At 43.2% G+C, this 23,905-nt stretch carries 16 protein-coding genes and 1 pseudogene; 12 read left to right on the forward strand and 5 right to left on the reverse strand.

The window, feature by feature from the left end; all coding sequences use genetic code 11:
* Positions 1–392: 392 nt before the first annotated feature.
* Positions 393–1,982, reverse strand: a complete 1,590-nt coding sequence (locus QUB16_RS03775; protein ID WP_333314117.1) for an ATP-binding protein — start codon at positions 1,980–1,982, stop codon at positions 393–395.
* Positions 1,979–5,902, reverse strand: coding sequence for an N-6 DNA methylase (locus QUB16_RS03780; protein WP_333314119.1), 3,924 nt, complete (start codon positions 5,900–5,902; stop codon positions 1,979–1,981). Before QUB16_RS03780 ends, QUB16_RS03775 begins: the two co-directional genes overlap by 4 nt.
* 255 nt (positions 5,903–6,157) lie before the next feature.
* On the opposite strand from QUB16_RS03780, the gene QUB16_RS03785 reads away from it, so the two are divergent.
* The 4 genes from QUB16_RS03785 (at position 6,158) to QUB16_RS03800 (ending at position 8,098) form a co-directional block, all read left to right on the forward strand.
* A complete protein-coding gene (locus tag QUB16_RS03785; protein WP_333314182.1) occupies positions 6,158–6,541 on the forward strand; it encodes a GGDEF domain-containing protein in 384 nt (127 codons plus the stop codon).
* Positions 6,542–6,737: 196 nt separating this feature from the next.
* A complete protein-coding gene (locus tag QUB16_RS03790) occupies positions 6,738–6,899 on the forward strand; it encodes a hypothetical protein (protein WP_333304888.1) in 162 nt (53 codons plus the stop codon).
* A 10-nt stretch (positions 6,900–6,909) separates the two neighbouring features.
* On the forward strand, positions 6,910–7,239 hold the full coding sequence (locus QUB16_RS03795; protein WP_333314120.1) for a hypothetical protein: 330 nt from the start codon (positions 6,910–6,912) through the stop codon (positions 7,237–7,239).
* 721 nt (positions 7,240–7,960) lie between these two features.
* On the forward strand, positions 7,961–8,098 hold the full coding sequence (locus QUB16_RS03800; RefSeq protein WP_333314122.1) for a hypothetical protein: 138 nt from the start codon (positions 7,961–7,963) through the stop codon (positions 8,096–8,098).
* Positions 8,099–8,834: 736 nt separating this feature from the next.
* Here the strand turns inward: QUB16_RS03800 and QUB16_RS03805 are convergent.
* Positions 8,835–9,017: a hypothetical protein gene (locus tag QUB16_RS03805; RefSeq protein ID WP_333314124.1), complete on the reverse strand. Its 183-nt coding sequence runs from the start codon at positions 9,015–9,017 to the stop codon at positions 8,835–8,837.
* A 214-nt stretch (positions 9,018–9,231) separates the two neighbouring features.
* Between QUB16_RS03805 and QUB16_RS03810 the strand changes: the two genes are divergently transcribed.
* The 5 genes from QUB16_RS03810 to recG all read left to right on the forward strand — a co-directional run bounded on the left by QUB16_RS03810 (position 9,232) and on the right by recG (position 16,988).
* A complete protein-coding gene (locus QUB16_RS03810) occupies positions 9,232–10,989 on the forward strand; it encodes a hypothetical protein (RefSeq protein WP_333314126.1) in 1,758 nt (585 codons plus the stop codon).
* A 51-nt stretch (positions 10,990–11,040) separates the two neighbouring features.
* Complete coding sequence (locus QUB16_RS03815; protein WP_333314128.1) at positions 11,041–11,364, forward strand: plasmid mobilization protein; 324 nt, start codon at positions 11,041–11,043, stop codon at positions 11,362–11,364.
* 29 nt (positions 11,365–11,393) lie between these two features.
* Entirely contained in the window at positions 11,394–13,103 is a 1,710-nt protein-coding gene (locus QUB16_RS03820; RefSeq protein WP_333314130.1) for a relaxase/mobilization nuclease domain-containing protein, read from the forward strand.
* A gap of 138 nt (positions 13,104–13,241) precedes the next feature.
* Entirely contained in the window at positions 13,242–14,840 is a 1,599-nt protein-coding gene (locus tag QUB16_RS03825) for a BRO family protein (RefSeq protein ID WP_333314132.1), read from the forward strand.
* Between the two features lie 78 nt (positions 14,841–14,918).
* Positions 14,919–16,988 (forward strand): ATP-dependent DNA helicase RecG, encoded by a 2,070-nt coding sequence (gene recG, locus QUB16_RS03830; RefSeq protein ID WP_333314184.1) that lies wholly within the window; start codon positions 14,919–14,921, stop codon positions 16,986–16,988.
* A gap of 140 nt (positions 16,989–17,128) precedes the next feature.
* Here recG and QUB16_RS03835 read toward each other — a convergent pair whose 3' ends face one another.
* Entirely contained in the window at positions 17,129–18,106 is a 978-nt protein-coding gene (locus QUB16_RS03835; RefSeq protein ID WP_333314133.1) for a hypothetical protein, read from the reverse strand.
* 101 nt (positions 18,107–18,207) lie between these two features.
* On the opposite strand from QUB16_RS03835, the gene QUB16_RS03840 reads away from it, so the two are divergent.
* From QUB16_RS03840 to QUB16_RS03850, 3 genes are all read left to right on the forward strand, one after another.
* Entirely contained in the window at positions 18,208–18,390 is a 183-nt protein-coding gene (locus QUB16_RS03840) for a hypothetical protein (RefSeq protein WP_333304871.1), read from the forward strand.
* The gene (locus QUB16_RS03845; protein ID WP_333304869.1) at positions 18,390–19,034 is read left to right on the forward strand and encodes a siphovirus Gp157 family protein; all 645 of its coding nucleotides are present in this window, start codon (positions 18,390–18,392) and stop codon (positions 19,032–19,034) included. The genes QUB16_RS03840 and QUB16_RS03845 overlap by 1 nt, the downstream gene beginning before the upstream one ends.
* 809 nt (positions 19,035–19,843) lie before the next feature.
* Positions 19,844–23,377, forward strand: coding sequence for a hypothetical protein (locus QUB16_RS03850; protein WP_333314135.1), 3,534 nt, complete (start codon positions 19,844–19,846; stop codon positions 23,375–23,377).
* A gap of 170 nt (positions 23,378–23,547) precedes the next feature.
* On the opposite strand, the pseudogene QUB16_RS03855 reads toward QUB16_RS03850, so the two are convergent.
* Positions 23,548–23,877, reverse strand: a pseudogene (locus QUB16_RS03855) (XisI protein).
* Between the last annotated feature and the right edge of the window lie 28 nt (positions 23,878–23,905).

The raw sequence follows: 23,905 nt of genomic DNA on the forward strand, positions 1-23,905 counted from the left end.
TATTCAATTAGGAAACCTTAATATAGCTGTACAAATTACGGCTCAAAATCAAATAAAAAATGTTTGTTTGATAAAAGTAAGAAACTTTTTAGGAATTAAAGTGCAGACTATTTATTAAATAATCTGCTTACAGGTTAATTGTAGGAGACCGCAATCATAATCGCTCAAGACCGCAATCAGGATTTTTCCGAGACCACATTAAATGAAACTGAGTCAAAACTTCAGACCAAATTAAGGCTGAAACACAATTATAGTTGCAGTTAATCCTGGCTAAGAAATGTTTTGATTGCAGGTTTGAGCGTTTATGATTGCAGGTCGCTACAACTACTGGTTGTGGTGTCTAGGTTTTCTTGTAGGCTACAAAAGCTAATTGATTTGGTTGCTAGTTCTACTCATGTAGGCAAATCATTAATGAGGCTCTCACATAGACTGATTGCCGATAGGCAATAAGCACTGGCGATACCGACTGTCACTTTGTCACGGGCGGTTGTATGTTGTCCAAAATCAGCTACTTCACGGATATGGTTAACCAAGAGATAGGTGGGCTTAGTGACGTATTTGGAGATTGGATTAAGTTCCGGTCGTGAACCAGTTATTAACTGTAAGATAATGCATTGTCTCCAGGGGCTTGCAGGAAGTTTGCCTCCATCACTAGGAAAGTTAATTGCTTTATATTGCCATTCAGTAATCCAGCAGTTAGGCAAACTTCGATCAGATGGTAACTCATGGAACCAGATAATATCTAGAGCGCGATTTACGACACGACGCATCCAATTTGTAGCGTCTACTGGATTTGGGGATATGTCTCGAATTGCTTTTCTAATTAACTCAAACAGATGTGGATCGCAGCCTTGAATTTGGCTGAGCCGTAATTCTAAAACTTCTTGAATGTTTGTCTCAAAATCCTTGTTGGTTTGAAATAAACGGCGTAGCTCTTTGACGCTTGGTGCTCGCAATTCAGCATATTTTTGCATGAGGCGGCAGCTTGATTTAAGTTTATTGCTGGAAAACTGAAGGAAACCACGTTGTTGCAATGCAGTCTTTCGTTCGTGAGGTAGCGTATTTGCGTCTATATCTTCTATAGCTGCTCTAGCTAAATCCTCCCTCATCTCATCCGTACAGTCATCCCATAAATCCTCTAAAAGTTGACGATGGCTAGCAATCATTACCTCACAAACTGTATCAATATCACTTTTAGTGAGGTTAGTTCCATCTTCAAACTTTTCAGCTAATTCTCTAAGAAGAGCGACCGCAAGAATTGGAATTCCACCAGTCCAATTGCTGACTTCTTTACGGGCAGAATTATCAAGCAAAATATTTCTGACATTCAAAGGCAGCAGAAAGCCATCCCAATCTGAGTCCTCTAATTTTCCCACTAGCAGGGGCATTGGATTAAAAATTTCCCAGAAGTCTGAGACGCGGGAATCTGTTGGCATGAGATCGCGCAGGTTACGCAGATGCAGACGACTACCAGTGACTAGACGCAGACTGCTATGTTGAGCTAAGTTCCTTAGCTGATCCCATAAATTTCTGGTAATTCCTGCCTCTTTAAGAACATGATCAAAGCCATCAAGGATTACAAGTAAGCGATCGCCCTTACTATCCAAATCCTCAAAGACAAAATCTAAAAGCTCGTATATACTGCTGTTCTCATCTGGCTCTAAGTAAGCAGCTAAATCTGAGCTGATTTCGGATAACGTCGTCTTTAACTCTCTAGCAAGGCGTTGTTTGAAATCCTCGTCGGTACTTGGGGGAGAATGTCTTAAGTCAAGATAGACAGCCGCGATATAGGATTCATTACCTTGACGGTATCTCTGTGCCAGATGATGAAGTAAAACACTTTTTCCATATCGTGCAGGACCAACGACACAGACATGATCAGGTGTAGGTTTTAGGAGTTGGCGTTCCAGATTATTCAGTAAATTTTCACGTCCCAAAAAAGAAGGAACATTTACTCCCAGTACTTGATATGAAATAATCATACTTCCTCCTCCGCCTCTTTCACGGCTTTACGCTGTAGATCAGCAAAATCAACATTTCTCCGAATCCACTCTGCCATCATGGGAATTGCAAGAGTGTAGGCACCCTGGCGGTCTGACGAGTCAAGTTCTATCAGTTCAAGTTCCCTAAGGAATTCCAAGTCCGCACCCAGTCCAACCCGCCTAGGAATAGGAATCCCCAATTCCTCAAACTTCACCTCAAGTAACTCAAGGTTGACGGGATCGTCCCCTTCAGCCAATTGCTCACAAAGTGCCAAAATTACCCGTCTGCGTTCTTTCCCAGCATATCCCCATAAGGTTTGAAAATGTTCGTTGTCCCCTGCCATTTCCTCAATGGCTTTTTCAATATGTGATGGAGTGATCGTGCGATCGCCAGTTCGGGCGGCATTCTCAAAGACGTGATTGCAGAGTGACTGGACTAAAAAAGGTTGACGAGCACAAAGCTCTACAATGCGATCTCTAGCTTCGGTTAAATAGAGAAGCCTGCCTTCTACGGGCTCAGTGACGAGTGCCCTTGCGGCTTCCACAGGTAAATCGCTAATTCCAATTCGATATCCAATGCCAAACAAAGCCGACCAGTACTCTTCTCGAAGCCGTTTGAGCCTGCGAGAACCTGTGATGATTGCTGATAAATTGGGGTACTCATGCAGCAAGTAACGAATATTTTCTGGAACTTGCGGGCTGGTCACTCCAGAATCAATACCCTCCTGGAGCTTGTCAAACTCATCCAGCATTAGGAGAAGCCGACGGGGTTGGATGGCTTCCAGCACGGATTGTAGATAGAGTTCAAAGGTCTCAAAAGGATGCTCGGTGGAAAAAACTTTGCTTAAGCCTGAGGTAAACTGTGGTTTGAACGGTTTATTGTTTGCTCCTTCGGTTTGCCCAGGCAACCAAACATTAACACCAGCGTCATGGCAAGCCCACCCGATTTTACGAGCCATCAGACGGTAAACATCCTGGGTTTTTATCCCTACCTGGCTCTGATGTCCCTCTGCACCTTGAAAAGAGCAGTCTACTGGAATCCAGTCTGGTAGAACTCCAGGTTTTTGAAGTTGTTTGAGGATAGAGGTTTTGCCGGTGCGTCGATTACCTTCAAGGAGAATTACATTTGCGCGCTTGCTGGCTGAAAGTTGTCCTTTAATTCGTTGAATGACATCGTTTCGACCAAAAAACATTTCTTCCCGGTCAACTGGACTACCCACGATGTAAGGGCTAGTTCCTAACTCACTAGTTAATGCTGAGTTGCGTGTTGATCGAATCGCAAGGGTTAAAGGTACTTCTTCGTGCATAGTTGTCCCATCTAAGCGGGATGCCGTCCATATCATGTTGAAATTGAACGTACCAAATGCCTGCTGCGGTTCTATAAGCAGAGGAAACTTAACCTCACTGCCATCTTGAAGGTATGCTACCTTTCCACTTCCGACTGCTGGGTTAGTCTGAATTTGTAAATTCCTAATTGCGATTGAAGATGCATTTCGGATGTTTAGGGAAACTTCGTTAGGTATCCCAACAACAACGCTTGATGGAGCGAGCCGTGTTGCAATTTCGACTACTGACAAGATTGATTCAACCTCACGAGCAATTAGCTTAGTCACATTAAGACTAACTTCTCTTGCTCTTTCCACTACAGCAAGAGAGGTACTACCCAGCAATTCAAATGCATCTCTCATCCTACGATGAGCATTTTCCAACACTGCTACACGACCTGTTCCATCCGGAATTTCATGAAACCCTCTAAGAGAAGCAGCAGCAGTAGCGGCAGTAACTAACCAAGGTCTAATCTCTGGAGAGAACGTTCCTTCTAGCCCATGCACTACTCGGTTTCTAAGGTCATAAAGTTCTTTACCAAAGCGATCAAACCACAGTGGCTCTGCCCTACTTCCGGCTTGTTCGGTTTCTGCGATCATTCGCACTACTTTGGACTGTTCAAGCCAGTTCAACACAGGGTCATCACTAGTACCCATCACCATGCGAACCAAGGCACTTAGAGCATCTGAAATCCGTCCTTGAGTACCTTGCCACAGCCGAGCTTGCATTTGAAGGGGGGGTACAGGTATTTTCAGATCCCTTAAAGCCTCCATGGAAAGATGCTGAATAGTGGCACCACGAGCGTGCCCCTTCAACCAAGATTGGTAGGCAGGAGAACGTAAGAGTTCAGCTAGAAATTGAGCCGTAATACCTTTTCTAGGGCGAATGACGGCAAGACCCTGTGTCGCGATCGCACCTATTGTTCCAGCAATATCTGAAATTAAACCAACTTTACCGATCGTCCCTGATTTTGTAACAACAATATCAAAGGGACGCAGGTAGTGCTTCTCTTTAGCCTTAGCTTCTCCAGCTTTAGTCAGAAAGAGTTCTGGAGCTTTAGCACCAGCACCTATCACATCAGAAACCCGAAGCAGCCCTGCTACAGCGTCAGGGGCTTTAGCATCTTTCGTGCTAATAGACTGGTTATAAGAAATTCCTGTGAAAATATCAGCAATTTGCTGAAGCGATCTCAGCTTAATAGTTGGATCAGTTTCAGTTAGGGCTTTTAACTGTTCAGCTAAGGCATCATCTCCTGTTCGCTTTACAATCAGTTCCCAGTCTCGCTGAGCAAGAGTGGTGATTGAAGTGCTCCAAAGATGTGTACTAGATTTGCCATCATGAAATGTCTGAGCAACTCGCTTTGCCAATAATTGTTGTTCACTAGGTGAGAAGAGTTCTCGTTTTCGTAGTCCAGACGGAAAATCTTCGACTAAGAAAAAGCGCACAGAAGAAGCAGGCTCCTCACGTCGAAAGACTATGAGGTTAGAGTTAAGTCCAGTAAATGGGGTAAAGGCACCTGAAGGTAACGCTAGAATTCCTTCAACATAGAAGTCAGACAGTAGCCGTTCACGAAGTTGTTTTTCGGCACCTGCACGAAAGAGAATTCCATCTGGAAAGGCTACGACGGCTCGACCACCTGGACGCAGAGAAGCCATAATGTGTTGTAGAAAAAGTGCTTCTGTGGTTGAGGTAGGGATTGGGAATTCATTTCGATAAGCATAGGCAGATGATCGTTGTCCCCAAGGTGGAACCGCCAAGATTAGATCGAACCCTTCAGAAGCTCGGTTATGGCGCACTGTTCTCTCTAAAGTGTCGCCGAGTTCAAGCCGAGGGCAATCAATGCCTGCTAGAACAATGCGGGTTAGTCCAACTGCGTAGGCAACAGGGTTGATTTCGACCCCAAAAATGCTATTCTCCTGAATCCCCAACCAGTTTCGGGGAGGAAGAAACTTAGCTTGATCCTGCAAGTGACGAGTACAAGTGACAAGCAATCCGCCCATACCAAAGCAAGGATCGTAGATACGATCGCCTGGTTTCGGATCGGCAAGTGCAACCATAAGATCAGCAACTGGTTGTGGGGTGGTAAATTGCCCTGTACTTCTACCACCCATAGAGTCTGAGATCAAAGCTTCTAGGATAGTTCCAGCATTAGCGCGATCGTCTGCTGAGTCAAAAGGCAAAGAATCGATCCAGCGAAAAAGCTCGAAGACTGGTTCTAGGGTAGTTAATGATTCAGATTGCTCAACTCCAATTTGTTCAAGAGCAATACCGATGCGGTAAAGCTGTTGCCCAAGGGGTGTTGAAATAGCAGATTTTAAAGAGGGAACAAGATTGTATTGAAAGATTTTGATAAAGATTTGAAAATTTTGTTGGCGCAATTTAGACCAACGTAAATAGTCCGGTAGTGCATTTGTGTAATGCAATCCATCAAATTCAGCGATTGCATTTTGTTCTTCTTCGTAAAAGTCTACCCACCGTAAGAATAATAGAGCAGCAGCATGAACTACAGCATCAGGAAATCTTCCGACTCTGTGGTAGCCGTTGAGTGCTCCTCGTAGCTCTTTGACTAAATCTCGCTGTTCTAAAGGGTTCATCCAGTAATCTTTAACTCATTTAGGGGCAACAATCATGATGGCAAGAGGGTTTTGAGTTTTGCAATGACTTCAGCCGTTAAAGTCGGTGGGGCTTTGCCAATAAACTCGGCATTGCGGGTTTGCCAATCTAGAGATTTGATTTGGTCATATCACTTGTATCCGATAGGGATTGAGCCGAGATCCGATACTGTTGGCGAAACATTTCTTAACATTAGGACTGACTAAGAACGCAAGCCACAGTCCAGATTTGCAGAAATTGATGAACTAACCGGCACTGCTACTCGGCGTAAATCCATTCAGGAACTAGGGCGATTATTACATCTGGCAGAACATCAAAATCAGCCATTGTGTTTTATTCTGGATTTAGATCGCTTCAAGCACGTTAACGATCGATACGGCCATGCGACAGGAGATAGAGTTCTTTCCGTTTTGGGAAAACACTTAAAGCAGTTCTTTCGGTCTGATGATATAGTAGGTCGTTGGGGCGGCGAGGAATTTGTTTTAGGTATATATGGGATAACGCGAGATTTGTGTGCAAAGCGGCTGAATGACTTCCTAAAAACCTGGGGCGAGCAGAAGTTTACTGCTGTTAATAATCAGACATTTCAGGTGACTTTCAGTGCAGGGGTGGTTGAATAACATGAGTCTAATAGCATAGTACCACACTATTCTGCCCAATTGTTCTGGCGTATAAACAGATTTATCGGTATTAGGATGGTGGTAATAAAAGCGAGCGCGGGGCAACAGACTAATTACCAGCATTTCTCCCACCAACCTATTCAACTCTTAGCCAATACCGAACTGCACCAACTGGCTTGCGTCGTGCAATGCTCCGATGCCGAGTACCCAAGGCGACCTGTACACCAACGGGATCGCTCCTGGCTGGCCTAAAAATAGCGAAGCTGTCATCAACCGCAAAGTAGCACTTCAAACCCTTACCAGACGCGGGAACTCTGCTCAACCAACTCAAGAGCGATCGCAAAAAGTCCAGGGCTGATTTGGCAGATGTGGAGGCAATTTTAGAACTGTTGCCAGAGATGCCAGCACAACAGCCAGAGCTACCCGACCTCTATGCAGCGAGGGATAATCTTTTTGAGATGCCCTCTGTGGGTGGGTGGAAGTTTAGGAAGGGTGAGAATCGCGGTCGCTTCTATGCTTTTGCCTCTGCTCTAATTGCAGAGGCCTCAAAACTTGACCAAAATTACACCATAATCCAGCGCTTGCAATCTGACCTCCAGCAAGCAACCGAGCGGTGCGACGGATACGGCAACCAGTTGAGAGAAAAGACAGAAATTATTCGCAAGCTGGAGGCAAATCTAGGACAACGTCCGTTTTAGGTATTCAACCGATAGATTGATATGCAATAGCTGAAAGGCTATCACTTGGCGGCTATTAAAAAAGCAGCCTTAACAGCTTTCAATTAGTTCGGCTTGCTCAATTGTAAAAGTACAGCTTGCTATAAATGCTACCACTTTTGAGCCTCTGCTACAATTGCTTAAATTGGGGAGTGTAGAGCTTGCTGTTAAATTATTAAATTGATCTTAAGTGTACCGGGACAGGAAAAAACCTCAAAATTAACTTTTTAGGACTGAGTTTTCGTGAGTTTTTAGCTGTTTTTGGCTTTTTTTTCTGAGAATGTGCGAGTAAACTTGTGCAAGCTCAGCTTAATTGTTAGCTAAATTTGCGGGATTGTTAGCAACAAAAACCGCATGAGAACTCAAACTTATGCAGATAGAAGCTTGCACAAAAAGCAGGTATGGGTGGTAGCAAGCAATGTTTTTGTGATCACAAACCTGACTTTTACGTGCAGAAAGAAAAAAGATGCACCCTCCTTTTGCGGAAGCCTAACCGCAACGGAGGGTTTATACTTTTTTAAGCTTTAATGACAATTGTAACTATTCGTACTACGATTCAAGCTGAATATTATATAGCTATAAAAAATTAGCTTTTGCTTGCTGAAGTCCAGGCTACCGCCATTACACCCAAAAAGGATTATCCTATTGACTGCTGTGGTGAGCAATCCCCGATCGCTATCGGAAACTTGCACAAAAAGCAGGGATGAGCGGTAGCAATAGCAATGTTCAGAGATATATTTATACTGCTAAAGAAATTAATCGCCAAATGGATGAAGTGGATGGTGCGATCGCTCCTACAATCGCAATTCAGGCACAAGCGATCGCTGTACTCCCGAAATAGCTCACACCCTTCAACGAGCGTGGAACAGTAAATTAAAGTCGCCACATCTCGGCTATACCCCGAATGGCTATCACTTGGCGGCAATCTTTTAGGCAGCCTTAACAGTCTTTTTAATTAGTTCTGCTTGCTCAATTATGAAAGTACAGCTTGCTATAAATGACACGAGTTACAAGCTTGTCTCTGCTACATTTGCTTAAAATTGGAGTGTCGATTTTGCTGTTAAATTATTAAATTGATATTAAGTGTACCGGGACAGGAAAAAACCTCAAAATTAACTTTTTAGGACTGAGTTTTCATGCCTTTTCCTGCGTTTTTTGCTGTTTTTTCTGAGAATGTGCGAGTAAACTTGTGCAAACTCAGCTTAATTGTTAGCTAAATTTGCGGGATTGTTAGCAACAAAAACCGCATGAAAACTCAAACTTATGCCAGATAAGAAGCTTGCACAAAAAGCAAAGCTCACTGGTAGCAATAGCAATGTTCAGAGATATATTTATACCAAAATATAAAAAACTTCTCAAATAAAGAGGAGCGTTTGTATGGTAGAGCCACAACACGCTCAGTATTGAACAAAAATTCAATTAGACGAACGATCGCCCTCGCAGTTTTAGCAGAATTAGCAGGCTCAACAAATACTTTTCGATGCAGTATTTCAACGGATAACCTGAATATTGACTCTTAGTGGTTGGGTTGAGCCTGTTTGTTTATGCAAGTTCAGCTATAGTTGCTGCTAGAACTACTATAGGGTAAGCTTTGATTCCAATTCCTGCGATCGCTTCAGTTGGTGCGATCGCCAATGATTACCCGCAAATGCGGGGGAGCGAATAGGGAAAACAATTAGGTCAAATTGACCGATAATCAATGCCAATCGCGAGCGATCGCACCAACTGAAGCGATCGCCAATGACTACAGGTTTTTGCAAACAGCAGCTCTATTATTTATGAGCTTGCTGTTTTGATACTGAACTATAACGAAATCGGGGGTATAGCCATAGATCAAAACTCAGCCTTAAGGTGAACCCTCCAAAAGGAGCGATCCAAGTGAGCTAACAAAAACTGCCAGTTGTGGTGAAGTCAAATAATAAACCCAACAAATACCATATTAGTTAATCAACACTTATAACTCGTGTAAACAGCATGGAATCAAATTTTGATTTTCTCAAATATCCGAGTTCTTTCCTATTGCCTGTTCGCTACTATGATTTGTTTAAGAACTCCCAATTTAGGAATACCATTGAAATCAGACTAAAAGACGCATTCGTCAGTAACTTGATGCTCCCCGTTGAGCAAAAAATAACTCATTGGCTCAAAAGAAAAAGCACAGCCACATTAACTTTAGAAGTGGCTCAATCTCTGCAAATTGAACCAGCTTCAGTCCCACTTGATACCCCTCCCTCTCTCGTGCTAGCTACAGCCTATCCAAGCTTAATTCACATTTATCCTATTCATAGCTATTTAGAAAAAAGTATAGCTTGGGTACATTGGAAACTAGGTCTCGACCTAGCAAAATGGGTGAACCCCGAAACTCAAGCAACTCTCGAACAAGCACTCAATCTTTGGAACGACCCAACTATCAACCTAAGTGTTTTTGCCGACAAAAAATGGATTTTAAAAGATATCCCGGAAGGCACTATCGTAACACCACTCAACCCTGACGGCCTTGAGTTCATGCTAGAAAATGGCACAGTAAGTTTGGGAGAAAATTGGAGCAACTTCAAATCAGGATTCAATAAATTCAGTTGCCAAACTTGGGAATTCAGAGGTAAACTGGCAGCAGGAGGCTATACAAATGCCAAAAATTTGTCACTAGAATCCCTCTTCAATCCGCTCGAAGAATATCCAGAACTGTTTACTACCGATCGAGACGGCAAAGTTTGGATTAAAGCAGAAGTTTTTTCCCTAGTGCTAGCAACTTTTACCCAGATCGCTCCCGACTCCTACTCTGAACAGCTAGAAAGCTTTATTGAACTTTGGCAGAACTCTTTCACATCTGCCCTACAACCACTCGCAGATGCTTGTTGGTTTGTCCAAAAAAAGTTGGCGGTACTTGAGGTACTTTTCCAAAATTTCAGTTATATTTCGCCCCACCAAGAGCAATTGTACCGAACATTGACAACCTTAGAACAAGAGTTGACACCTAATCCGATCTTACTTGCTGATATAAGTGCAATCGCTTCTAAAATGCCCGACACAGTGCAACTCCAAACATCCCTGTATCCAGAGAATAGTAAGGATACCAGCAGCGAAGATATTTTAGCCTCAACTGACTACAAAGCAGTGAGGAAAATAGTCGAATTTGCAGGATTTAATTTAGAACTGTTCCAGATTTCTTCAGGAGATTACTATGCCAGCCTCAGTAGTGCTGCCACGCCAATGGAAAAAGAGGCTCAGTCTCTGAACAATTTTGTAGAATCAAAGATAATTAAATCCTTACTCAGTGAGCGTTTTGGTTTAGCAAAAGTTGTTAAAATAACAGTAGCAGGCTCAAAGGAATCAATCAGAGCAGTGCCTTTAGAAATTGTCAGCTTGTACTGGTTAAGACAGTACGAACTTGGCAATCCGCTCGCCAAAACCTTAGTAACAGAAATTTGCCTTGAATTGCTAACTCAAGTTGCAAACCAAGCCTTTATAGTCAAACTATCAGAACAAGAACAACAGCAAAATTTACGGAAGCAGCTAGAAAACTATAGCTCTATTGTTGAGATAAACAAACACTCTGAACTAGAATCAACCTTCTGCAAAGCAATTAATTACTTGCTACAGCAACTCAACCGACTTGAAAGAACAACCCCAGAATATTTTAGCTCCAATGGTCAATCCAACGGTCCAAGTAGCATCAAATCACAAAGCGATCGCACTTTGCCACAAACACCCCCAAACGGATCGATCCATTGAAGCGGATCAAAAGCAGCTCCAACTTATAACTGAGGAGGACACAGTTAAACCATGCCACGCCAACTCCACCGGACAGAAACTTACTTACTACGGCTAACGCCTCAAGAAAAAGAAACCTGGACATCTATGGCAATATCCGCCAGATTAACTATTGCAGAACTCATCAGGAAGCGAATGGCAGGATGTCACATCAAGACCATTACACGCATCAACTTTCAAGTTCACTTATTACTAGGAGAAATCACCCAAAACCTCTTACAAATCAGCCAGAACTTAGACCAGATTGACTATCAAAATGCTAGTCAAATCGACAGTATTGTTAAAACAATTGACAAAATTCGCTTACAATTACTCTCAACTGACACCACAGATTAACTGAAGAACCCAAAACGACCGCACAAACCATGATTGGCAAAATTACGAAAGGTTCTGACTTTGCAGGTTTGACTAATTACATATTAACAAAAGAAAAATCACAATTACTTTGCACAAATCTAGCTGGGTCAACACCGCAGGAATTCTGGCAGCAGTTAGAAGCAACCACTCTGCTCAATCCTGACGTTTCATATCCCGTTTGCCATACAAGTATTAGTTTTGCCATTGAAGATACTCCCAAACTTTCCAGCAACACCCTGTTAACAGTCGTGGACGCGACACGCAAAGGAATAGGTCTTGATTCCTGCCTCTACTTTGCCGCCACTCACGGCGATCGCAAACACTTTCACCTACACCTTGCCGCATCCCGCATTGACGTTGAAGGTAATTGTGTTTCAGACTGGCACAACTTCTACCGCCTAGAGAAAACACTCCGCTCCTTAGAGGAAGAACTCGACCTCAAAAAAATTAAATGTAGTTGGGAAGTAGAACACACTGCACCTAGCACGGGACAAGAGCGAAGGAAAAGGAGAGAAAACGAAGAATTCTCTCAAGGCTTGAGACAAACACCCCCCACTCCGAGTGCGGTAGAGAAAATCCAAGCCACAATTGCGATTAGCATTGAACCTGGCAAAAATCTGAACCAGCTTTTTGCTGACTTGAAAAACGAAAACATTTTCCCTCGCCTTAAAGTTAATTCAGGCGGTCAAATTTTAGGAATATCTTACTTAGCAGATGGGGTAGCAATCAAAGGAAGCAAATTAGGAAGGGGCAAAGGAGCTTGTACTCTGGCAGGGCTGGCTCACCGAGGGATAATCCTAGATTTAGAACTCGGCAACAAATCAATCACCACTCAAGCGCTTACATCGCCCCTAGAAATATTAGCCGATACCCAAGAACAGCCCATTCTTAGAGAAGCTTTTAAAAAGCGTTGGGAGCAAACTCGCACCAATCGTCAAGCACTCCATAAGCAAGAACAAATGTCTCAGAAACAGCAAAAGCAAGAACAACAGAAACCCCACCAGTTGTGGGGAGATGAAATTGCACCAATCGTACTCGCTCTCCTTGATTCTTATCAAGCAGATAGTCTTGAAAGTAACAACAAACGCTATCAAATCGATCGGTTTCTAGAAAGCTGCGATGTTGTAGTTCAGCGTGTAGATACTCTTGAACCCGTACCGAATTGTACACAGGTACTCGGTTTTAATTACTCCAAAAAAGCACTAAAAGTTTGGCACAACCTGCTAACTCAAGAGGATGTAGAACACTTTCAGGCCGTTGACCAGCAGTTGTCGGATAAGCAGCAACAACTACAACAGCAACAAACACCACAGCAGCAAATTTTAGAAGCTCAACAAGAAAACCTACAAAACCGCACCATAGCTGAAGAGATCGTTCCTATTGCAGGAGCAGCATTAGAACACACACTACTTACTACTAAAACACCAGCACCATCAATAGATTGGAACCAGTATCGCATCTCCTGGAATCGCCAAGAGCTAGAACTTGCCATAATCGTTTCTGACGGTAGAGGCGAGATTCTTCGAGCCAGTTTTGAAGACGACGGAACCTATCAATTACCAGCTTGCTCCGTTACACCAGAAGATGTGAAAAACTTTCAAACTTTGCGCCAAGAATTGCAGGAACAATTGCCCTACAAAGTACCCCAACCACAAAAAAGTTTATCCAACCAGCTACAGCGACAACCGCCTAGCCGCAAACAAATTGAACTCGACTAAACTTATCCCCCCAATTGGAGCGCTCCGATTTTACTGTTAAGATTCACTCTCTTAGCCGTAGGCAAAAATCCATTTAATATTTTACAATCGTCGAAAGTTACCCGGAAGCTATTCCGATTTACGCTGCAAAATTTTACCATGAAACCATCAGAAATTACACCAATAATTACCCCATACCGTTCCCTCCAAATTGGCGAATCTTTAATCGAAATCCTCAAAGTAGAAGACGAATATTGCCTATCTCAGACTCAAGCAGAACGAGCCATTGGCAAACAAGATAACTCTACTTTAAGATACCAACTCGAACGAGCGCAACTGTGGAAATCCCCTTGGAATAACTCTCTCAAAGTTAAAAAGCAAGCCCCCGACGGCAAACTCGATCAAATCCGTACTATTCATCCCATCCCTCTCGAAATGGTCTATTTATATTGGCAACTTCAAGCCCAAACCCGACCCCAAGCTAAAGCCCTAATTGAAACACTCGGAGAAAATGGTATTGAACAGTTTAAACAAATTGTTGATAGTGCTTTCACCAGTTCTGAGCAATCGCAACCCCCTATTTCCTACCAAAGTAATCTGCCATTGAAACCAGAAAATATCGTGCCAATACACTCGCAAACGAAAACCCAAATTCAAACACCGCAACCAGTGGCTTTCACAACTATAGACTCTATAGAGGAAATTCCTTGTGGTAAACTACTTAAGTTCAACAACTTTGAGATAGAAGTCTTCAAGTTCCATAACATCTACTGCCTTTCTCAAAAAGAAGTCTTTAAGACCATCGACAAATCACCTGCGGGAGCCGACATAGAATATTGCCTCCGACGATTTAAACTTTGGCACTCAACCTTACCGGAATTCATTATTATCAAAAAACTCTGTTGTCCACCTCCTAAATATTTTTTAATCAATTTCCGCCTAGAAGCTGAACGAAACAATCGCATAAAACCTGTTCCTTTAGACATGGCTTACCTTTACTGGAAGGTTCAAGCTATTAACGGTCAGCTTCCAGCTATCGAACTAATGGAAGCTTTAGGAGACAATGGTTTAGAACGACTCATGGAATTAGCTGATGCTAGTTTTAATGCCACTGTTGAAACCGAAGTAAAAAACGCCTTAACTCCCCAATCTAGCTATTCAGAAATAGTCACATTATCAGCCATTGACAAACCTGAATATCCTCCAGTTCAACAAACAAGCCAAACTCAGAACTTTCATGAATGGCAGCAATTCAAGTTTGAAGGAAAACAAGTGCGGATGGTAGGAACGCCCGATACCCCTTCATGGATAGCTCAAGATGTTTGTGATGTCTTAGGGATTGCTGAAGCTAGATCCTCAATGCGGGATTTTGATGAAGATGAGAGAGGCGTGCATACTATGCACATCACCGAAATTACTGGAAAACAACGCTTACAGTCAATGCTAACTGTTACCGAACCTGGAATGTACAGACTGCTCTTAAAATCTCGCAAGCCAATAGCAAAGCGGTTTAAAAGGTGGGTTTTCCACGAAGTGCTACCAGCTATTCGTAAAACAGGCTACTATAGTACCGATCGCTCTCACGACAATTCTGAATTCTCTGAACTGGAACAGTCCTTAGAGAGAGCAAAGCATGAAATCAAACAATATCAAGCAGAAAGCTACAAATTGAGATTGTCAATCGAGCGAACCAAATTTTCTTTTAACCATTTAGTTCAAGAAACAACCCACGTTTTCTCTCTCTTAAATAGCCTATGAGATATTGAGGGTAATTGTAAAAACCGCTGTCCATGTCGGTGAGGGAGCCGCTGAAAGCGGCTTAGTAGAGCTCACTCAATCCATCAGGAAATGAACCTAGCTCTCACCCTAAAACACCTTCCCGGTCTTAGTCCAACTGAAGTTAAAAAACTGAGCCAAATGGGAATTCGCACCATTAGCGACTTACTCTACTATTTTCCCACAAAGCATCTCACCTATAAACGCACTCGCATTACTGAAGCAGTAGCGGGAAGTTACGTAACAATTGCAGGCAAAATTGTCAGTCACAGCATCTTCAACTGCCGAAACAACCCCAAACTCACCTTACAAAAGTGGATTATTCGCGATAAAACGGGTCGAATCACCTGCACTCAATTCTACCACCATAGCTATTACCAATCCCTTGCATGGCGTTCCGAGCAAATCGAACTTTACACCTCTGGTTCAATTGTAGTAGTGACTGGCCTCGTTAAAGAAGACAGCTATGGCAAAAACATCAACAATCCTACTATTCAAGTATTAAGTCTGAGTGATGCCAAAGCCAGCGCAACTTCCATTGTACCTATCTACAAACAATGCAAAGGGATTGCGTCAGAAACAATCGGAAAATGTACCCGCATAGCAATTAACTGCGTTGGTGAAATTACCGATCCGCTACCCAAAAAACTTCGGGATCGCTTACAACTTACCCCTTTGAAGGAAGCGATCGCGTACATCCACTTCCCCCCTGACCATGAGGCGTTAGAAAGTGCAAGGCGGCGCTTAGCCTTCGATGAATTTTTCTACTTGCAACTAGGACTGTTGCAGCGCCGATATGCCTTGCAGCAACAGCCGGGATGCCCCTTGGCTGCAACAGTCGAATTGCTAGGCAATTTCTACAAAACGTTACCTTTTGCCCTCACCAAAGCGCAGGAACGAGCCATTCTTGAGATTTTAACAGACATGGAACGCCCTGTACCCATGAATCGCCTGCTGCAAGGGGATGTGGGTGCTGGCAAAACTGTAGTAGCCGCAGTTGCTATGCTGGCTGCCGTTGAATCCGGCTATCAAGCAGCACTCATGGCACCAACAGAAGTTTTAGCCCAGCAGCACTACCGCAAAATTAAGCAGTGGTTAGAACCATTGGGGGTAGAAGTCGCCCTACTCACTGGTTCCACTCCGACTCAACAACGCCAATACCAACTGAGGCAGTTAGAATTAGGGCAAATTTCCTTGCTAATTGGTACTCATGCACTGATTCAAGACACCGTAAACTTTAAGAAACTGGGAATGGTTGCGATCGATGAACAGCACCGATTTGGAGTTCAACAGCGACTCAAATTGCAGCAAAAAGGCGTTAGCCCTCACATTTTAACAATGACAGCTACACCCATTCCCAGAACTTTAGCACTAACACTACACGGCGATTTAGACATCAGCTTACTCGACGAAATACCACCGGGGAGACACACAATTCAAACCCTGCTATTTACAAGTAGAACTCGTCGCAAAGCTTATGAAATAATTCGGCAACAACTCCAACTCGGCCATCAAGCTTATATCATTCTGCCTCTTGTCGAAGAATCTCAAAAGCTTGACCTCAAAGCAGCCATTGAAGAACACCGACAATTGAGTGAAAATGTCTTTCCTGATGTTAATATCGGGCTACTACACGGCCGCATGAGTTCAGCAGAGAAAGAAACAGCGCTCGCCAATTTTAACGCCAATCGAACTCAAATTCTAGTATCCACCACCGTCGTTGAAGTAGGAGTTGATGTCCCCAACGCCACCGTCATCTTAATTGAACACGCGGAACGATTTGGCCTTTCGCAATTGCATCAACTCAGAGGTCGGGTAGGACGAGGTACTGCACAATCTTACTGCTTACTGGTGAGTGATTCCAAATCTAGCAATTCCAGAGAGCGACTTACGGTGATGGAGACTTCGCAAGACGGCTTTTTCCTAGCTGAAATGGATTTGAGATTGCGAGGCCCTGGTCAAATTCTGGGTACTCAACAAACCGGTCTTCCTAAATTTGCTACTTTGGATTTAGTCAACGACCAAGCCATACTAGAACAAGCTAGGAAAGCAGCACAATTAGTTACCCAAAAAGACCCTACTTTGAAACGGTGGCCTGAACTCTCGAAAGAATTGTTCCGGCGACAATAGGTTAATAAGGGAAAGGGGAAGGGGAAGGATAAGTTTTCCCTTTTCTTCAATAAAAGCTAACAATAACCGGGATTTTTCCGTCCCTTTACCTTCCCAAGTAATCAGCTTTTTCTCCCTTTTCCCTTCCCCTTCCCCTTCGTTCAGCTTAAATAGCTAAGACGATAATTAGTTTTAGCCATCTTCCTAGCTTCTGCTGTTGTCCAAGGTTTAACCGGAAGCAAATCAGGTTCAGATTCTAACAGCTTATAGGAAAAGAGATCGCCCGTTACTTCAGCAATGACAAAAGCAATAAACTTGCAACAGCTTAACGGCGCTTGTACTACCTGCTTCTCAGTAAATCTAACCACAATCCAATTCCACTCTAAGAATAATTGATTGCGGCGGACATCGCCCTCAGCATCGCAACAGTGAGTCGGCTGCTTAGATTTACCTGCATAAGGTTCATCAATCTCCACATCAATTCCTATCCCCGATGGAGTGTGAATTACAATAAAATCTGCTGAATAGCTTCTTCGAGATGACGGAATTTTAAACTCTGCTGCTTGGACAACTTCCTTAAAATACCGTTGTAAGTATTGCAAAAAGCGCTCTTCACTCACCCCTTGTCGAGCTTGAGAACAGCCAATATAACTAACCCGAAGTGACATCAAATCCTTGAGCAATCTATTTCTGGAATCAAAGTCAACTTTTACGCTTTTTAAAACTGTCTGCAACCCTTCTTTTTCCAGCTTAAAACTAGAAAATTCCGGCTGCTTTTTGGATAATATCTCTTGTTGCTTATACTCCAAAACCTGCTGCTTATATCTAGATAACAGTTTTTGACGGCAACCAAACACATAACTATAAGCAGCCGCAATTAAACATGAATAAGCCACCACTACCAACAGCATTTCCCACCATAGCCAACCCCAGGATATAGCAATCAGCGGGAGAGCGATCGCACCATAGAGCCAAAACACCCAAATTAACCACAGCAACTTGACAGGTAACACTACAGGCGGTTGAGGCGGAGTCAGCAAAACAACAGGCTGCCTGAATTGTTGAGTTTCTTCAACTTGGGATGAGGTAGCACCACTAGAATTTACCTCTGACAAAGGATATTGATTGCAGAACTGCATTACTTTTTTTGGGTAAAAAACTATGGGGTAATTCATCTCTTTAAATCCTCTTTTTTTAAGAGCGCTATCGCGCTATTTGTCAGAAAATATTTTTGACCTGTATGCCCAAACCACAAGCATCAAATTCCCAAAAAACAACTGATTTTCCACCAGTTATCAAGATTAAAAACCACAAACAAGATAGGCATCTTGCTCTTGAATTTGACCCAGAAACAATAGCTGCAATTACTCAAATTGAAGCTCGACATGATTACTACCACACCTGCATTAACGGACGATATTGATGAATCTTGCTACTCAATCTCTCGCTCAAACCTCCCTAGCTGCTGCTCAACTTTGGCATCAACTAGAGTCAATAGAAACTCCTGAAGAAATTGACCAACTGCTGCAATCCCTTTGGCAAACCCAAGAAAGCCAAGAACTTGCTGTTGACACCCACGCGGACTTAGCTGACCAAATTGATGCCGAAATTGCTGCAATCAAGGCTCGAATGCAGTATTTGATAGAACTGCATTCCACAGCTATCAACAAACTCCAAGGGTGGAGAGAACGCTTAGACAAAACCGTTCTCTACTTCAACGAGTGCGGCGTGTTAACTTCAGAAACTATCGGTAAACACCACCGCATTACTGTTAAGGAAAATCCGCCTACCTGTGAAGTTTTAGTTGACGCTTCTCAACTACCAGAACCCTATCGCCGCACCGAGACAAAAATCGTAATCTCGGCTGACAAAAAAGCGATAGCAGATGCTTGGAAACAAGGAATGCCTGTAGATGGCACTAGGGTTTTCCGCAAACGCCGAGTTGTTTATAGCCTACTCAAAGGCAATAACTTGAATGCCTACCCAGCTAATTTAAACTCCCAGTTGCCAGCCGCAGCATCGACCACTCAACCAAAAGCAAAACGCCAAAAGCGCCACTCTCCTTAGATAGGAAAATGGGAAGTTAGGAGGACACAGAAATTTCATTCGCTGCGCCTTTTTCTTCCCTTTCCTCAGCTAAACCTCGCTCCAATAGCTCAAATCATCAAGCTCCTCTTCTGTTGCACCAAAAGTATTAATCCACCTCATAGCTCGCTCAAATAAGTGGCTATTTAACCGCCGCTTATCGGCATCAGACTGAGGCGGATTAGACCCCTGCCAACAATTATCACCCAGCTCAATTTTATCAAGGCATTGAGGGGACTGTGATTCAAATTTATTCTCTTGCATTCTTTAACCCTACCTAATTGTTACCTTCAGTTTAACCCACTTTATAGGGAGTGGGGAGTTGGGGAGAGTGGGAGAGTGGGGGAGGGGGAGTTAGGGAGAATTTGACGCTTACTTCCTAAACTGTACGGCATTAAAATTTGGTATTTTTTAATGCCAGATAAAAACTCGTCAAATCCTCTCCCACTCTCCCCTTCTCCCCAACTCCCCACTCCCACTCCCCCACTCTCCCCCTCCAATTGAGCGGGTAACTATCCCTCAATCATCGGATGTCTTTTCACTTCCAAAATTGTACAAAAGAAATTGAGTGTGTGGGCAAAAAGACATAAATTTACCTACTCTCACTCATGGTTTCACGCTTCCATTGATTAACCCTATCCAATCCATTAGCATCGAAATTCTCAAGTCGAGGTCAATGATTCCCCATTCCCTTTTCATACTCCGCATTCCCCACTCCCCATTATTCCGGTACAACCGGAATTGATATCAATCATCACAACTAACTTTTCAGGTTTCAGGAGATACTCATAATGACCAAAAAGCATTCTCAATCACTAGAGCCTACCTGCCAGTATACTGAGCTTCTAGCAGGAGTTGGGCTAAAAATCCCTGTCTTTGATATGTCCTTAGAGAACGGCAAAGAAAAAGGACGCTACCAAATAGAACCGGAAATCCTCCGAAATTCAATGCTTGAACTACTCTTTAAACCCGAAGAATTAGCAACACTAACCATCGTCAAACCAGACCCAGATGATAGCAGCCTTGACCCTCTCAAAAACATCGACTTCGGAGACGGTATTGCTAGAAGAGTTGCCTTTAGTTCTGGCAAAAATGTGTACTTTGCTGACAAAGAACTCTCAGCCAGACTGTTAAGCGTATTCACAACTCAACCAGATCATTCCTGTCGCTACGGCTCTCTGCTAGTAAGCAGTTGCACTCAAGGAGTCCAGTTGTTAGACTGCTCTGTTACTGGTGAAACATTGCGAGTCAAAATTGTTGATTCCCAAAGTGATGACCCTTCTGAAAAAGCTTTAGCTCAACGATATCAAACCGGAGACTGTCACGGCAAGATTTCACCCACATTAGCCCAACAATTAGATGGCATTCACAACCGCCCTTTTCAATTTCGATTTGCTTGGCTTTCAGACTGGGAACAAGAGAATTGTGCGACTCCCAAAATTAACTTCCTTGCTAAAGGAACGCTACTTCCCGATTCCCAATTAACTGATAATTTAGGCTATGATATCATTATGGATCGCTCTTCCATCAAAGGAGTTGCCGCATTGCAATTAGCTGAATTAATCCCTTGCGGAGATTACGAATTTCCCAAAGCGGTATTAGGAAATCGAGGTAATGCCAAAGTAACTGAATACGAAAATTCCTGGCAATTTTCGATTTGGTACTCCGAATCAGCTATTCAGACTGACATCGCCACCCCCACCAAACTTGAAGCCCAAAAGTTAGCTGACTTGCAAAACAATCGGTTGAAACTTGCTAAATACTTAGTAGAGCAACATGACAAGAAAGTGGCTTTTCAATCTAACATTCACGAAGACAACAACGGATTAGAAGATGAAACCGATGAAAAAGCTCAACGCAATGAATATCGGCTAATTTCTATTTTGAGAAACGACAAACTCGGTCAACTCCTTGACTTTCCCAAAGTCGTCGATTTCATGCAAGAACAACTAGCTAAGAAGTGGCGAGACTTAGCAATTAAAGGAGCAATTCATCATGGTTCAGCAATGGCTCAACCCTGCGAAGACCTAAAACCCGGTACAATTGTTGCCCCTCACTTAAAAAACGGCACAGAAGTCATTGTTACCCGCTATCCAATTGTCAGTAAAGATAACATCCGCCGCTACACAGTAGACAACAAAAGCCATCCCGAATTAATGCAGTACAAAGGATGCGCCTTCATTCGCCCTGACCAAGCTATGCAGCACCACCAGTGCGATTTTGATGGAGATCAATTAGTGATTACTCCCGCCTCAAAACTGCCCAATATTGCCTCTGAAACCAGACACGCTAATCAAGAAAACGAGTACGAAGCTGTTTCCAAGCGCAGTAAAATTGATTACACCAAAGCTACTGATGAAGAGGGCAACCGTAAGTATACCAAACTGCGGCAAATTGCTGTAGCGATCGCACACAACAAAATCGGCTGGGTTGCTACCTTAATTGGACGAGTACAGTCTTCTGTACCCCAACCAAAACAACCTACAAACTTATTTAACCACAAGAAGCAGAAACTACTCGGTCAACTGTTTGATGCCCTACAAATTGAAGTGGACAGCCCCAAAAGCGCTACTCGCACAGAAGACTACCACCCCAATTTGCTAAATCTTGCTAAACAATGGTCAAACGAATACCCCTCTTACTTGTTTGACTTCAAAGACGATCCCCGGCTTTACAAAACAGTACCACTGCCCGCAGAAGACAACGCTGCCATCAGTTGCATCGCTCGCAGTGCGGTTAACCCTGAGTGGGAACCCACCCGCCTCACCAGCCGCCACCGCGACGAATTTCGCTACCTGTTCCCCTCTCCTAAAGATTTAGATGAGAGAGAAGATTGGGAGAAATACTACGTGACATGGGCCAAAGATACTAAAGAGCGATATCGAGAACGGATGGCAGAAATCTACGAGCAACAAGGCGATGACCTCAAAGCTATTAGAGAAGCTGTTGGCAAATTGTATGAGAGTTTAAGAACCGACGTAGCTGACGCATTTCCTCACCCCAAAGAGCGGATGTTAGCTGCTAGCGCATTGTGGCACGTAGAAACTACAAATCCCAATTTAGACATGCCTCGAAAAGCTTGTCTTGAATTGTCGCGCCAATTGCAAATTGAGTTCCACCTAGAATCTGACTATGAGCGGCTACATGAAGCTCTGCCCAAGGATACTTACATTTTGAGCGTCCCTTTTCAAAAATTAGCAAGAGATGGAAGCGGTCAAATTAAAAGGGATAGCAAGCGACAGCCAATTAGCACTGACTTAGCTGGTGAATGGAAGGAAAAGCTAGACAATAAAGGCATTAAATACGAAGCTAGTTTACATCCCAGCTTGCCGATGGTTAACTTTGCCTTGCTCGACCCCAATGAGAAATTGGTAGAAGTCCTAGATCAGGAATTTGGCAACAATGAAAATGACATCGACTCTCTCAATTTAACTTACCGAGATCGCTTGGGTCGAACCCAAACTGCCAATTCGCGTATTGTAGCTCCTGCCAGCTACAATTGGGTTGAATCTAAAGACAGCCAAACTCCCAAAGCTGCATTGGTTCTTAACTTGTTCTCCGATGAAATTTGCCAGCAATTGCAGACTTTTCAGTTTGAAACTGTTGAACTAATTGGTCAAAAGTACAACGATTTCAAAGATGTTGATTTTAGCACCGAGAAGTGGAAGGGAAAAAGATTGAGTTTTGAAGTCGATGCTTTTAAAAGCGACACTGGTAATTACCGAGATGGCAGCCCAATTGTCAAGCTCAACGACCGTCAACTAGCCATGTTTTCGCCTAATTCTCCTAAACTGCCTATTGGTGCAACCTTTGAAGCAACTATCGAATCTTCACCCAAAAGCAGTGCTCTCATTTTAAACATCGATCCGGCATCGCTGAGGTTAATTGAAGAAGCGGCTGAAGTGGAAATCCTGTCAGTAAAAGGCAAATCTGCACCCAATAGAGAGGGCTTCGGCGAAGACATTCGACCGGGGAAATCGCTATCTCAAACTTCGCAACAGCAACAGTCTCAAGCTCAACAAAAAAATTGCGATTCCGCAACTATTTCTGAATTAATGCAAGCTGCGATTGGCAATGCCTATCAGAAAACAGGCGCTATTGAATTTCCAGTTGGTTCTTGGGGTGTATTCGTCAACAGCAAAACCCAAAAATGTACCGTTGAGGATGAAAGTGGCGCTATTATTTTTGCGGCTGACTTAAAAAGTGAGCGAATTATCAAAGGATTATCTGAAGAGAACAGCGCTAAGTTTGTCGCAGAAATCTTAGAAAACACCACTCCTAAACGCTTTAAAAAGAGCCGTTTGCCGGCTACTGTCGAACTTTAGCTGTTTACCAGCCGATGTCCCAGTGCGATCGCCCGTTCCCCAAGTACGAACAGTTGATCGTATTGGGATTGTCAGGAATGTGAGCATCAGTTAGCTTGATTGAGGAGAAAGTGCGATCGCCTTCTCTAAAAAATCTGCGCTCGCACCCCAACCCCAACCCACATCAGCTATTAAGCCACTGAAAATTCAGTAAATTGCCGCACATAAGGCGTTCTAAATCCCAAAACAATCTCTGTTTTTGGTACACCTAATTCTACCAATTAGTTAGCAATTCCTGCTTCAGTTAAATCGCGCTGAATCCAAATTTTTCCATCTTTGATATCTACATGAACTACACAACCATAAACCCTCTCTTGGTTTTCCCAACCTAAATGAACTAAAAGATAGCGATCGCTCTCTTTATCGAAAATTAACTCTTTTTCCGTATCTTCAGATAAATGATTGGCTGTATGTCTTTTTAAGACAGTCTGGACTAACTCTGAATAGTTTATTCCTTCCATAAAACAATCTCCTGTTGGCTTGCTCTCC

The organism is Microcoleus sp. D3_18a_C4, from assembly GCF_036702415.1.
GTDB lineage: Bacteria > Cyanobacteriota > Cyanobacteriia > Cyanobacteriales > Microcoleaceae > Microcoleus.